A 13,310-nucleotide genomic window follows, 5' to 3' on the forward strand; every position below is an offset into this window, starting at 1 on the left:
CGGGGACTGCAGGGGCGCCAAGCATCGCGCGGCGGGGATAGGCCGCAGGGCTTTCCCCGGGAAGCAAGCGAAGCGCGCAGCGCCGTAGGCGCGAAGGCGTGAGGGATTGAAGCCGGATGGCCGTGACGGCGAAGTCGGCACGGGGCGCAGCCCGCAAAGCCCGGCGGTGCAAGGCACCGACACGCCCGGCCATTCTTGCAACCGAAGGCTGCAACGCCCAGGAAGCAACTCGACACGGCGCAACCCAGGCGATGGTGTCGCCTCCTTGAAGTGCCGCGAAGGCAGCACTGCGCCCCGCCGCGGTGGACGGGGCGCTGGCGGCCGTCAGGCCGCCTGGGGCTTGCTGCGCGACCAGATCAAGTCGTGCGTGCCGTTCTCGCCTTCGATTAGCCGGGCATAGACCGTTGCCGGAAACGAAGGATCATCCAGGGTCACAGAGATGTACTCCCGCCCAGCTTCGCTGGTCTTCTTCCACGCCGCGCCGATGTCGTGACTGGCCGCCTGCAGGCGGAAGTCCGGGGCCTTCTCGTTGTCGCCCTTGTCGTTGGGCACCAGCTTGACCTTGACGTTGAGCGTCAGGGTGCGAAGCGTGCCGGTGAAGCCGTCTTTGTCTGCGGTGAAGGTGCCGATGTTGGCCATGATGGATCTCCTTTTGGTGGAACAAGGTTCGCGCCCATCGCGTCCTTGTTGTGATCCGGCCGGCGGGGGACGGGCGGGCTGCACCGCTTGCGGGCGCAACGCAGTGGAGCACCGGGAGGAGAAAACAATTTGGCCCGCGAGGAATCTGCGCAGCAGAGGGGAAATTGTTTTCGCTGGACGGTTGCAGCCATGAAGCCCGAGGCGCAGCCGCGCCACCGCCAGGATTCACAACAACACAAGGACGCCTTGGGCCGAACCGCACCGAACGGAGGCAGGGCCGGCTCGGCATCCCCGCACAAAGGCTGCACCGGCTCGCCCACTGACGCGGGCCAGGTCAACCACCCGACGACAAGCGAAAACGCCCCGGCCGCACCGAGCGGCGCCGGTCTTGAGGCGTGGCGTGGAAGCTCCATAGCGAGGCCGGGCGGGCTGTCCGTGAACCGTCCTTCGTGACGTGATGGGTGAGAACCTCCAGCGTTGAGGACGGCACCGATTCGCACAACCTGCCGCAGCAAGCTCCAGCGTGTTCGCCAACCCGTCCATTGCGGCGAGGCACTGGCCGGCCCGATCCGGCACAGCCGGTTCGGTGGTATCGAGGGGCGCCAAGCCTGCGCGGCGGGGATGGGCCTTGCGCCCATCCCCTGGAGGCAAGCGCAGCGCGCAGCGCCGCAGGCGCGAAGGCGTGAGGGATTGAAGCCGGATGGCCGTGACGCCGGAGTCGGCACGGGGCGCAGCCCGAAAGCCCGGCGGCGCAACTCGCCGACACGCTCACCTCACGCTGTCATTCTTAAAGCGCGCGAATGGAAACGTAGGCAACCTTCCCATCCGTGGAAAACCGCACTTCGTCAACCCAAGATCCAGCAACTCCGGGATGGTCAGCGCTTTCGAGCGTGACATTTGGCGGGAGACTCAGAACGCTTCTCGCAATCTCCCTAACGCGCGCCGTGTCACCGACAGAGGTGTTGAAAGACCCCCTGTCGTGACGAGAACCATCGTCATTCCATGAGGCCTGCATACCTTTTGAGCTGGTGTGCTTGCTCCTTGCAATGTGGATGTGACGTTTCAAGGGAATGCTTGGATTTTCCGGGTCAACACGGTACATCCAGTCTTTATGCCCAGAATGTTCCCATCGGCTTTCCAATGTGATTTGCAGGCCGCAGCGCTTCAAAATTTCCGACGTGACTTCAATCAAAATTTCGTCCGGATCTTTCTCTGCGTCAAGGTCCTTCAAAATATCAGCAAGCTTCATCTAGATTCCCTCCTGAAGACACTGTTTTACAAACATGAAGCAAGCAATATGAGGGGGCCAGCCGAAATCTCAATGCCGCACTGAGCCATTGCGAAGGCTGCGGCGTTCTGATTGGGCTATTGGCCTTCAACACCGGGCGCGGCCACCGCCGCGCCCGGATTTTTTGAAGTTCACCGCGCCCAGGGCGGAACGGCCTGGGCGCGGTGTTGACGACGGTTATTCCTTCGTCTCGATGATCCACCACATGGCGCGCACCAAAGCGCGGCCCGTGATGGGGTGAATATCGGTGAGGTCTGCGCGGGCCGTCCAGCCCGAGGGCGGGCGGTAGCCGCGCACGTCGCCATCGCCGTGCCAGCGGCGAGCGCGTACCGTGCCGGGGGAGTAGATCGCCGCCATGCGCGGGCGGCTGGTGGTGGTGCGGGTCATGGGGGGTGCTCCTGACAGCGAAGCGCCCCGGTCGAGGCCGGGGCGCGCGCCTTCAGCGCGGGTCAAGCGGCCAACACTTCAGTGGGTTCATCCGCCTCGGTGGCGACTTCCTCCGCACCGTCCTGCGGGCCTTTCTCGGGCCCGTCTTCCGTCTTGAAGATGGCAGGCATCCAACCCTTGCCGTTCACCAGCCGCTCGGCCTCGCTGGCAATGTCGGCCTTCTTGAGCTTCGCCAGCCGATTGACGCTCTCGGGCGCAAATTCGCCCACGGCTTGCAGAACCACCACCTTCGGAACGTGCTTGAAATACCCTTCGGCGGTCGGCTTCCACCATGCGGCCATATCGAGGCCCACGGCCTGCGCCAGTTCCGCACCGGGTTGCTGCGCCGTGGCGCGCGGTGTCACCACATCAACCGTCGAGGCCACGCACACCGCCAGCAACTTGACCAACTCGCCTTGCTCCATCGCCAGCAGCGCGGCGAACAGTTCGGCACTGTCCTCGGGTAGCTTGCCGCTCCATGCCTCTTGCAATTCGCGCAGTGCCACGGCGGCAGGCGATTCCGGCCAGTCCGGGGCCATGCCTTCCAGCCGGTCCTGCACCGTGAGGCGCACGCCCAGCGGTAGATCGTGGCCGTAGTAGCGGCCTCGCAAGACGGTCTGCACCATGCCATGCATCAGCGCGGCCAGTGCGACTTGCGGATGCTGGGCCACTTCGATTTGCAGCGCAGCGGTGCGATGGGCGCTCAGGCGCTGGGCCAGCCGGTCGGAAATCGCTGCGGCCTTGGGCGCTTCGTCTTCCTCGCCTTCGTCATCGCTGGCAGCATCCGCGCCACTGAACCCTAGGCGCAGCTTTTCGAGCGTGCGCAGCGCCTTGGCCTCGGCCTCGCGCAGCAGCCCGCGATGAATCACGGCCTCGCCGTTGCGGTCAATGGTGACGATGGCCCCGGCTGCGGCCTTCACGTTCGCGGCATATCCCTGCAAGCCATCCTCCAGCGCCTGCAACTGCTCGCCCAGCCGCTCGCCTTCCTCTTGCAGCGCGTCGGCCTTGTCCTCGTCCTCGGCGTCCACCGCGGCATCCACCGCTTCGGCGACCTCCTGCATCTTGGCTTGCAGCTTCTCGATGCGCTGCGCTTCGCGCTTGTTGGGTTCGCGCCGCTCTCTCGGAGCACGCTGGAAGGCGTGCAGGTCAGCGTGGGTCACGCCCGGCGTGGCATCGGCCCAAGCCCAGCCCTCGGCCTTCACTTCGGCGGCGATGCCCGCCAGCTTGTCTTGTGCCAGCCGTTCCAGCAGCGCGGCGTCGGTCAGGTACACGCCCGTATCACCTTCCGCGAACAGGTCGCGGCGGATGCCGCCGCTTGCGGCTTCGTAGCTGTCCAGTCCGACGAAGCGCACCAGAGGATGGTGGTAAGCGTCAATCTCGCGCTCGGTGAGGCGTTCGCGCAGCGCGGACGGCTGACGTTGCCATTGCGGCGCATCGTAAAACGCGCTTTCCTGCGCGGCGTGGTCGTCGGTGATGGAAAGGGCCATCAGTTGGTCAAGGCTCACGGCGTCGGCCCGGTAGTCCGCCATCAGGCGCGGCGAGACGTTCGCCAGCTTCAAACGGCGCTGCACCACCAGCGGCGTGACGGAGAAATCCGCTGCAATGTCCTCAATCGGTCGGCCTTCGGCCACCAGCGCCGCGAAGGCTTCAAACTGGTCGGCCGGGTGCATGGCTTCGCGCTGCACGTTCTCGGTGAGGCTCGCCGTGCGTGCGGTGCCATCGGCCACCTGCAGGCAAGGCACGTCCCAATCCTTGGCGATGCGGTGCTTTTTCGCCAGCAACTTCAATGCGGCCAGCCTGCGCCCACCGGCCACCACCTCGTAATGCAGGCCATCGGCGGCGGGAATCACGATCAGGTTTTGCAGCAGGCCCACGCGCTGAATGGACGCGGCCAGTTCAGGGATGGACATGCGCGGGACAGCCTTGCGCACGTTGCGGCCCGTGGGACGCAGCACCAACCGCGAGAGCGGAACCAGAATCATGTGCTTGCTCGGGTCGGCGGCTTGCAGCACATTGGCGCGGGTGTCGAGGGCTTGGGTTTCGATGTAGGTAACGGCGTTCATGGTGAATCTCCAATCGAGTGAAGCAAGGGAATGGAGGGGAAACCGCCCCTCCGGCGGGGGAACGGCTAAGCTTTGAGGGCGCGCATGCCATCGGCCAGCAGCCACAGGGCGCGGTTCAGTCGAATGTCGGAATCAATGCCCTGCACGGGCCGGGTGCTCTGGCGGCGTCCATTGCTGCTGCGGCCATGCAATCCGCCCTTGGTCAAGTTCTCCTGCGTGCGGTTGAACACACTCCACAGGTCGGGGCGGCGGTCTTCAAACCGGCGCGGCATCAGGATTTGCGATTCCGTGACGGGCGCGGGCTTGTTCGGGTCGTCGTACTTGAGTGCCAGCGCGGCGCGGGCGAACACTTCGGATTCACCATCGTCCAAGGTGATTGCGCGCATGGCATCGCGGGAATCGCGCACGCGGTCAAAGCCGCTCAGTACCTGATACGCGCCTTCGATCACCAGTCCGGCCACGTCGCCTTTGTGGGGCACGCGCACATCGGCCACCGTGTCACCACAAACAAGGCCATTGCTGCAAACGAACCTGAACTGGCCCGCCAGCATCTGATAGCTGCTCGTGCCATCGTGCGAGTTCAGCAGCACAATCTCGTTAGCTTCCGCGCCGTTGATCTGGCTGGCGTGGCGCAGACGCAGCATGTGTTTGGTGTGCTCGCGCTTGCCTTCATCGCGCACGCGGGTCTGCGTCACCATGAAGGGCTGAAACCCCTCCTTGCGCAGTTCGGTCAGAACCGCAGCCGTGGGGATGTAGGCGTACCGCTCGGAACGGCTCTCATGCGGGGCATCCGCGAAGATGGACGGGGCCACCCTGCGAATCTGGTCATCCGACAGCGGGTAGTCGCTGCGCAGCGTCGGGGAGTGGGAGGCGAAACGGGTTGCAAGCATGTCGTTCTCCTGAACAAAAAGGCTGTTGAAGAAAACCGCACACCGGATTCCAAGATTCGGAGCCCAGCCTTTCGGCTGTTCGGTGCGGTCGGCGCGAGGAACCCGGTTGGCCCTGTTGCCACCGTCTTTCCTGAGTTCATCGCCCGCGACGAAAGGGAGCGCGCGGACGGGGGCCGTCAAGGAAACAAGCGCAGGGTGGGGGCGGCCCGCAGGCGCAGCCGAGGACACGGCCCTGCGCGCCTTGACGGCACACGGCCGCGGGCTACAGTCGCGGACAAGGTGATGAAGTCAGGGAAGAGGACTGGACATGGCAACGGCCATCCCACAAGCCGACCGCACGGCAAGCGAAGCGCGCAGGCTCGAAGCTGGAAGCCGGGCCGGAGGCGTCAGCCGAACGGAGTGAGGGAACGATCGAAGCCCGAAGGGGGCGAGACGCCGCAGGCGGCTCGATGCGCTAGCACGAGAGCGCGACCGGCCATCTCCCAGGTGGCCGGGGACGCCCACATGACTTCAATGAAATCCCCGTGGACAGCTACCCACCCAGCCATCGGCAAAATGGCAATGGCATGGACATACGAGCCCTACAAGACGATGAACTGATGGCCCAGGCCCGAGACTGGCGGCAACGGGCACTGCGCGGCGAGAAGGACGCACGCGGCCTCGCGCACGAACTGGAATGCGAAGTGCGCCGGCGCTTCCCCAGGAACAATGCGCCCCATGCACTGCCGCCGATCCAATTGCTCGGCGCCGTGCCGCAAACACCCCAGCGGCGCTGGAAGCCCTGGTAAGCACCGGCTCAAAGGCAGCCCGCCCGCATGACTGCGCCACGGCCGATCGGCGCTGATCCCGAAATCCCCCCGAAATAGCGCGAATTTCGAGTGGCCCGGTCACGGGCCAATGCCTACCGTGGAATCTCCACCTTCTGGAGAACCACCATGAGCGATCCCATGCAACCCGGAACGCCTGCGCCTGGAGCAGAAGGGCCTGGCATCTTTCTGCCGACCCTCATCTGGACCACCGACCGCAAGACGGTAGGCAACGAGATGCAGCGCCTGCTGGGACGGCGCGCACAGCTCAACGTCCTGCTGTCCGCCTCCGAAGAAACGGACGACGGCACCACCTGGTACGCAATGGCCCAGGCCACGCTGAACCAGCTGGACTGCGATATCGAACGTCTCTTCGAGTGGCTGGGCGACTACGAACCCGACACACCCACGCCCGAAGTGCCATCGTAATGTCCGGCATGAAGGGAGCGATCCGGCACCAGCCGGTTCGCTGCGCGAGAGGGGCGCCAAGCCTGCGCGGCGGGGATAGCCCGCAGGGCTTTCCCCTGGAGGCAAGCGCAGCGCGCAGCGCCCCGCCAGGGGCGCGAAGGCATCAGGCCGGGTCGTCGGGGCGCAGGCTGGCTTCCGACACCGGCATCCACGGCGATGACGAGTCCAGCAGGTAGCGCGCACCGCGCGCGTACAGGCCCGAAAGTCCGCTGGGACGATAAAACCCGGTGACGCGGCACCGGAACTGTGCGCCAAACTCGTTGGTATAGATCACCGCGTCGCCGAGCGCAAAGCGCAAGGGCTGGCCGTTCTCCGGTGGGAACGGCTTGAACGCATCATGCTCTGCCGTGATTTCGAGGATGTAGTCGTGGTGGCTGCTCATGGCCTTGACCTCCTGAAATGATTGAGAACGCTCAGGAGCGCCTTGCGGCGCCCCAGAACCAGGTCAGACAACGACACGCCCCGCCAGCCGCGCATCGCGCGCATAGGCGCTCAGCCGCTTCTCGGCACGAAAGTGCAGATCCCGCTCTACCGGCAAGCCCAGCCGCCCGCGCACGGTCGCCAGTTCGGAAAGACTGACCCAGCCGATTTCCGGCATCCCTAGGCCCAGGTCGCAAAGACCGAAGGCGTGATCGTGGTCATCGGGATCAATCTCGGTCAGCAGCCAGGTCGCGCCGGCATCCGGCGTGAACAGCTTGACCACTGGGGCCGGATCGAAGTCCGGGTTCTCCAAGGATTCGCGGCCGTTGGCCAGCAGCACGATGCGCTGCTCGTCCGTGATGAATGCGTGGTTCATGGTGAACTCCTGTAAGGTTACCGGGCGGAATTGCCCAGCCCTTGCAGGGCACGGCGCAGCGCAAGCAGTCAAAGATCGAAGACGGCCGCCAGGCCGCAAGCGCCGAAGGTGCGCAGTCATTGACGGCGAGCACGCCGTGGCACGATGAAGGGAACAGCAAGCCGCCACACCTCACCACGCAGCCACCCCGGTATTGACAAGCGTAGCGCGCAGGTCCGAAGCGTCAGTCCAGATCAGAGCGTCCGGGCTTGAAGCCGGATGACTGCGATTCGGCACGAAGCTCGGGGCGCAGCCCATGAGCCCGACGAAGGAACGTCGGGATGCAGGCCAAGTTGCCAGCAGGCAGTTGAAAAGTGGTGCTGGCCTTCAGGCGCTGTCAATTTTCTTGATCTTCCGGATACGCCGCCTGGGGAATCGGCACCCAGCCATCGCGGGTGATGCCTGCCCCGATGCGTATGTTCTGGCTTTCAGTTGCCGCCCAGTGCCCACCCCGGTGCAATACGGCGCGAATCACCGACTTCCGCGGATGATCCTCATCCGCCTTGGCAGAACTGCATATGGCATTCCAATGGTGCTTGTCCGGCATACTGTTCAACCGTGGGCCGAGCAGTTGATCCAAGACTTCGGTCGAAACGTTGTGTCGCCCGCCGTGATGGGGCACTTGGAAATACCGAATACCTGGCAGCGCGAGTCCCACGAAAGGTGCGTAGTCGATCACCTCCTGCAGTGCTTCACGCCCGGCATCGCCAGTAAGCATGACGCGATGACCGTTCAAGACAGCCGACTGCACCACACTCATTTCATTCTCACGACTGGTCGGCTCAGGCGGGAAATATTCCTCGCCCCACAGGGACTTGATGTAGGCGGTCGCGGCCTTCACTGCCCGGAATATGCTGCTCAGCGCGCTATCAAAAGCACTTTCTTCGACAGCTTCCGGTGTCTTCGCGGAGTCCACGATCAGGTCCAAGTAGCGCCCCAGGGTAGGTGCCATGACCGCGAACGGACCGATGCTCTGCCCCTGAAGGGGGGCATGGATTGGAATTCCCTTCTCCACCGCAATATCCTCAAGAATTGCCGTGGCATCGTAGATTGAGCGCAACTTCCGTCGCAGGGCTTCAACCGATTCATAGGTCTCAAAGCGATCGATCAACTGGTCCGCGTATATCCACGGCCGGTTGATCCAAAGATTCCTGACCGTGCATTGCTCCAGGACTTTTCGTAGTCCGTTGGCGTGATCGCGATCTGGGTGCGTGAGGATCACATGGTCGATGACTGTTGTTCCATAGTACGTCTTCAGATGCTCGACTATCTGATCACCCGTATCCAGATACCCACCGTCAACAACGTGCACGCCCTCGGTGCCATTCACCGAGTAGCGCAGCGTGATCGCGTCCCCGCTTTTCGCTGTTTCGACGCCAAGAAAGTCGATCTCGAAGTAGTCAGCCATACATCCCTCTTGTTTTATGCCAACAAAGTGCCGGTGGCTTTGCACCTACCAGCGATCCACCGCACACGTGAGTCCTGTCGGAGTCCATACCAACGACACGGCCGGAAGGCCGCCAGCATCCTCGGCGATGCCGCGCAATGTATTTCGGTCGATACCCGAATGTGCGCCGCCTTTCGGGTGGCTGTGCCACGTTCCTATAAAGGCGAGATACCCCAAAGAGGCCGCGTTTGCGGCGCGCAAATTTTGAACAAGCCCGTTGGTTCCGAGGACGAAGCGGGCGGCCTCTCGAACACTGTCAGGCGGTGCCTCAACAAGGCCTGCAATGGTGATGGTTCGATTTTCAAACGAGATGCGGCCGATCAAGGCGCCGCCTGTTTCCAGAGCACCCCAGCGCAGCGCATCAGCATGGATTGCTTGCGCAACTGGGGACAGGACCCGAATGTTCCAGCCACCATCGTCTGCGACTTCAAGCGCAGTGGTCGGGCCAAGGCTGGCGCGGGTCCATGCCATTCCAAGGCCTTCGGCATCTGAGATTCCGGCGCAAAGCGTCGCTTCCTTCGGAAGCCCATCAACGAGCCATCGTTCCAGTTGCAGGCCGGCCAGTGACGTCGACCGCGAAACAACGGCGTCAGACATAGGCATCGTCAGCGAACGACAGTTGTCACCCACGAAAATCCGAGTCGGCTCAGACGTCTCGCCGGCAATCGACGCACGCAGTTCCGGTGCAAACCGGCAGCACTCGAACAAGAACGCCGTGAGGTCGTCAACTCGGCCGGCACGGCCAGCTCCTTCGAGCAATACCGCCACACAGCGCCCCTGACCATACATCGCGATCCGTGCCAATCGGGCTGGGGATTGATCCAACGCTGCCGATTGTGTTTCTGCAGCCAGCACCTGAAGTGACGCCGTCGCATCCACGATGAGGGCCGCATCCTGCGGAACGGTTGCCGCAAACTGTTCCGGATCGACCAAAAGAGTCACTGCGTCGGTGTCGAACGCTCGCGATTGAAGATGCGACAGCGATTCAAAGGCTGTCTTCATCAGCGCCGACTTCCGAGGCGGAACCAGAACTGATGCCCGCTCAATGAGTGCATGCCGCGCGGCGTTGTGAGGCGACATGGGTTCGTTGTCGACGAAAGTCATCGAACCAAAGCCCGCTCGCCCCAGTTGCATCGCGACTTTCGATCCCACGCTTCCGCAGCCGAGCACGACCAGCGGCTGTGATGTGGCTGCGTATGGAATGCCGGACGTCCTTGCCAGCAGTTCAGGAGACAACGCATGCGCGTGAAAGGCCGGGTGAACCGTGGCGTTACGCTCCAGGAGCGATTGAGCGTTGAGTTCATAGCGCACCACATAGGGCAATACCTCGACACTCCTCCCTGGCGAGCCCACAAGCGACGCTGGCCTTTGCACAGCCAGAATCACAATCGCGTACAAACCATGCACCCAGCCATGCGAGTCCTGTCGCATATCCAGGATTGAGCGTCCGAAATAACCGTCCACTTCCTGGGCCAAAGCGTCGCGATCAATACCAAGCTCCGCTGCTCGATCGAGCAGCGTCGCGAGATCGACAACTGTCTCTGGTTGATAGCGTCCGATCACATGCGGGAGGCCGTCGGTCATCGGAGCGCGCGCGATGAAGGCCGCGGCATGGCCGTTCCCCCATTTGCCCAGCTTGTCGTTGTGAACATCCTGATAAAACACAGGATCGACTTGTGCGGTCAGTTCGGCGTTGATGATGGCGTACAGACCGCCATCGATCGTCACGTAGCCTGCGGGAACCACCAGAATCGTGCCGTCAGCGGGAGCGGCGGCCGCGACCTTCTCGGCACTGAATACAACGGTCGAAGGACAGCTGTCTCGGCGCGTTGGTTCCCACCCCTGCTCCAGGTCCAGGAGTGTTCCGGCCGCGGCCTTGTGCAGCCAGTCGATCAACTGATCGACAACGGCGTCCAGGCCAAACCGATGCAGCAGCTCGTTCAACGACCCTTCGAATAGGCACGGCGAGACTAACTCGCCTTGGCGATGGGGGTTGATGTGCGGCAAGTTGAGCGGGAAGTCCGCACGTAAGAAGGGCTCGGGTGCAGACAGGGGCCAGTCACTACCGAATACCAGCACGCACGTCTCGACGGTGCGCACTCCGGTCTCAGAGATACCATTGCGCCGAGACCTGTTCGGCAGTTGGACCGCAACATCGACTTCAATCTCCGTCGATGCACCAGTTGTCCTTGGCTCGCCAACGCGGATAAGGCCTCGATGCCGCTGAAGTTGATGCAGTGCGTCTGCGATGGTGCCCGTCATGATGCTCCGTGCGGCATGGGGGTGCGCGCAGAGGTCACCACGGCAGCGGCCTTCGATCCGGACTCCTTCTTCGCGGGAGGTTGCACACCCTGAGCGGTTACGGTGAAAACGAGCGGTTCCACGGACTTTTCGCTGGGGTACTCGCCTGTGCAGTAGAACTCGCCTTTTGCTTCGTCCACGATCGTCACGTACTCACGCTTCGCACGGATGCAGGGCGGATCGCTGTCATCATCTGCAATCGGCTTGCAGCTGGCGACGATGACGGCGCCGTCACGGGTCTGCGAAAGCGCCTTGCGAGCATCAGCATCGAGCTTGGCTTTTTCACGGTAGTCGGACCAGCTGTCATAGGACAGCGAATGCCAGGAACAATGATGAGGCGCCTGCATGATGTCGTACTCAAGCACATCTGCTTCAGCCTTGTGGCGTTGCCACTGGCGGTTCCAGATGAACACCTCAGCATCGCCACCAGTAAGGAATTTCGCACCATCCGGCGTCTGCGCGTCAGCCGCCAACGTGATGTTCAGAATAACGCTGGACTGGTTCTTGACCAGGCACTCTTCCTCTTCCTCGTCATCCTGGGCGTCCAGTGGAGCCAAAAGAAACGCAGAAAAGAATGCGGAACTCTTGCCATTGATCGTTGAAAAGCGCGTGTCCACCTTCCGCACAATCGAAGTGAGATCATCGGTTTTTCCGTCGATGTCCTCGCCCATGATCTGAATGCGGTCACCGTTCCCGACGGCGAAATTCTTGTCACGGTTCAGTTGCACGCGCCGACGCGCCTCCGTGTTGAATGCCTTGGCGTCGTCGCTCAAGGTGTGCGTCTTGCTGGCGCGTCGAAACACGATCGGGGACGACCACATCTCGCGGATCACGATTTTCTTGTCCTTGTCGTCCTTCTTGTCGTCCGGGTACTTGTCGAGTGGCCCTAGGTAGAAGTGTCGCTTCAACCCTCGGCAATGGTCTTGATCCGGGTGGCTCAGCAGGAACGCATCGACATACGGCCTGCCGTTCTCATCCTTCTTCAGTCGTTCGCGCAAATCCTTGGCGACATCGCGCGCCTCCCCGTCAGGGTCGTCGGCGTCTTGCCTGATGTTTACGTCGATCAGCAGAGTCGTCGCGTCGAGATCGCCGAACTTGATGAGGGTCATGTCCCCGTTGTCGACGGGAAAAAACGTGATGGTTGTAGGCACTGGGGTCTCCGGGTAGACGACCGAAGGATGATCGCGTATAGTTAATGTACGACGATTTTTTATATCCGTCTACTTTTTAGGCGTGACTGATGCAAAAACCTTCCTTTCCTGCCGCCGAACCTGCTGAGCCTAAGGGGCTAAGTTGGGGGCTGGAGAGCAGACTTCAATTCATCGATTTCCGTCTGCGCTGGGAGCGGCGCATCAACCGGATGGATCTCACCGAGCACTTTGGTATTTCGGTCCCGCAGGCATCGCTGGACATTTCCAAGTACATGGAGTTGGCGCCGAGCAACCTGACTTACGACCGCAGCTCCAAGACCTACACGGCAGCGCAGAGTTTTCACCCGCTTTACCAACGAAGCTCGGCGCAACGCTATCTAGCAGAACTGCTAGCGACAAAGATGGGAATTGTCGAGCCGACGGCCAGCTTCATCGGCTCCGCGCCGGAGACAGATTGGGCCCCGTCCCCTTGGCGCACGATCAATGAGCAGACCGTCGAAGCAGTGGTGCGCGCAATCCGCCAGCAGGAATCCATTCTGGTGAGCTACCAGTCCATGACGTCGTTGGATGAATCGGTTCGCTTGCTGTCTCCCCACGCCCTTGGCAATGACGGTTTTCGCTGGCACATGCGCGCGTTTTGCCACAAGCGCCAGCGCTTCAGCGATTTCGTCCTTGCTCGAATCCTGCGCATCGATGGCTTCGAGGCGACCCAAGTGGACTCCAACCAAGATTCGCATTGGCAAACTGTATTGACGCTGGTACTTGCACCGCATCCCGATTTGCCTGCAGCCAAGAAACGAGTCTTAGAGTTGGACTACGGCATGGAAGATGGAGAGGTCAAACTTCCATGCCGCCAAGCGTTTCTGTACTACACGCTGAGACGTTTGGGTTTGCATACCAAGGAAGCACCAGACCCCCTCGCACAGCAGATCACGCTGAAAAACCGCGATGAAATCCAACCCTATATCGACGCCTTGGCGGCACAGGCCTGACTTC

Annotated in this window: 13 protein-coding genes; 3 read left to right on the top strand and 10 right to left on the bottom strand. The window is 62.3% G+C overall.

Annotation, left to right across the window (positions count from 1 at the left end):
- Positions 1 to 324: 324 nt before the first annotated feature.
- The 5 genes from L3V85_RS14590 to L3V85_RS14610 form a co-directional block, all read right to left on the bottom strand.
- Positions 325 to 639: a DUF736 domain-containing protein gene (locus L3V85_RS14590; protein ID WP_003056203.1), complete on the bottom strand. Its 315-nt coding sequence runs from the start codon at positions 637 to 639 to the stop codon at positions 325 to 327.
- A 787-nt stretch (positions 640 to 1,426) separates the two neighbouring features.
- Positions 1,427 to 1,888 (bottom strand): DUF6367 family protein, encoded by a 462-nt coding sequence (locus L3V85_RS14595; protein ID WP_012436204.1) that lies wholly within the window; start codon positions 1,886 to 1,888, stop codon positions 1,427 to 1,429.
- A 216-nt stretch (positions 1,889 to 2,104) separates the two neighbouring features.
- The gene (locus L3V85_RS14600; protein ID WP_012436203.1) at positions 2,105 to 2,314 is read right to left on the bottom strand and encodes a hypothetical protein; all 210 of its coding nucleotides are present in this window, start codon (positions 2,312 to 2,314) and stop codon (positions 2,105 to 2,107) included.
- A 62-nt stretch (positions 2,315 to 2,376) separates the two neighbouring features.
- Entirely contained in the window at positions 2,377 to 4,416 is a 2,040-nt protein-coding gene (locus L3V85_RS14605; RefSeq protein WP_237679856.1) for a ParB/RepB/Spo0J family partition protein, read from the bottom strand.
- A 65-nt stretch (positions 4,417 to 4,481) separates the two neighbouring features.
- Entirely contained in the window at positions 4,482 to 5,306 is an 825-nt protein-coding gene (locus L3V85_RS14610) for a DUF932 domain-containing protein (RefSeq protein WP_012436201.1), read from the bottom strand.
- Positions 5,307 to 5,830: 524 nt separating this feature from the next.
- Between L3V85_RS14610 and L3V85_RS14615 the strand changes: the two genes are divergently transcribed.
- Entirely contained in the window at positions 5,831 to 6,094 is a 264-nt protein-coding gene (locus L3V85_RS14615) for a hypothetical protein (protein WP_012204589.1), read from the top strand.
- A gap of 147 nt (positions 6,095 to 6,241) precedes the next feature.
- A complete protein-coding gene (locus tag L3V85_RS14620; RefSeq protein WP_003056213.1) occupies positions 6,242 to 6,541 on the top strand; it encodes a hypothetical protein in 300 nt (99 codons plus the stop codon).
- A 142-nt stretch (positions 6,542 to 6,683) separates the two neighbouring features.
- On the opposite strand, the gene L3V85_RS14625 is transcribed toward L3V85_RS14620, so the two are convergent.
- The 5 genes from L3V85_RS14625 to L3V85_RS14645 form a co-directional block, all read right to left on the bottom strand.
- A complete protein-coding gene (locus L3V85_RS14625; RefSeq protein WP_003056215.1) occupies positions 6,684 to 6,962 on the bottom strand; it encodes a hypothetical protein in 279 nt (92 codons plus the stop codon).
- A 63-nt stretch (positions 6,963 to 7,025) separates the two neighbouring features.
- The gene (locus tag L3V85_RS14630; RefSeq protein WP_003056217.1) at positions 7,026 to 7,376 is read right to left on the bottom strand and encodes a DUF2958 domain-containing protein; all 351 of its coding nucleotides are present in this window, start codon (positions 7,374 to 7,376) and stop codon (positions 7,026 to 7,028) included.
- Positions 7,377 to 7,752: 376 nt separating this feature from the next.
- Positions 7,753 to 8,823, bottom strand: coding sequence for a hypothetical protein (locus L3V85_RS14635; RefSeq protein WP_003056219.1), 1,071 nt, complete (start codon positions 8,821 to 8,823; stop codon positions 7,753 to 7,755).
- A 45-nt stretch (positions 8,824 to 8,868) separates the two neighbouring features.
- The gene (locus L3V85_RS14640) at positions 8,869 to 11,124 is read right to left on the bottom strand and encodes a Mov34/MPN/PAD-1 family protein (protein WP_003056220.1); all 2,256 of its coding nucleotides are present in this window, start codon (positions 11,122 to 11,124) and stop codon (positions 8,869 to 8,871) included.
- Positions 11,121 to 12,314 (bottom strand): hypothetical protein, encoded by a 1,194-nt coding sequence (locus L3V85_RS14645; RefSeq protein ID WP_012436200.1) that lies wholly within the window; start codon positions 12,312 to 12,314, stop codon positions 11,121 to 11,123. Before L3V85_RS14645 ends, L3V85_RS14640 begins: the two co-directional genes overlap by 4 nt.
- Positions 12,315 to 12,403: 89 nt before the next feature.
- On the opposite strand from L3V85_RS14645, the gene L3V85_RS14650 reads away from it, so the two are divergent.
- The gene (locus L3V85_RS14650; RefSeq protein WP_012204593.1) at positions 12,404 to 13,306 is read left to right on the top strand and encodes a WYL domain-containing protein; all 903 of its coding nucleotides are present in this window, start codon (positions 12,404 to 12,406) and stop codon (positions 13,304 to 13,306) included.
- The last annotated feature ends 4 nt before the right edge of the window (positions 13,307 to 13,310 follow it).

Origin of the sequence: Variovorax paradoxus, assembly GCF_022009635.1 — a bacterium.
GTDB lineage: Bacteria > Pseudomonadota > Gammaproteobacteria > Burkholderiales > Burkholderiaceae_C > Variovorax.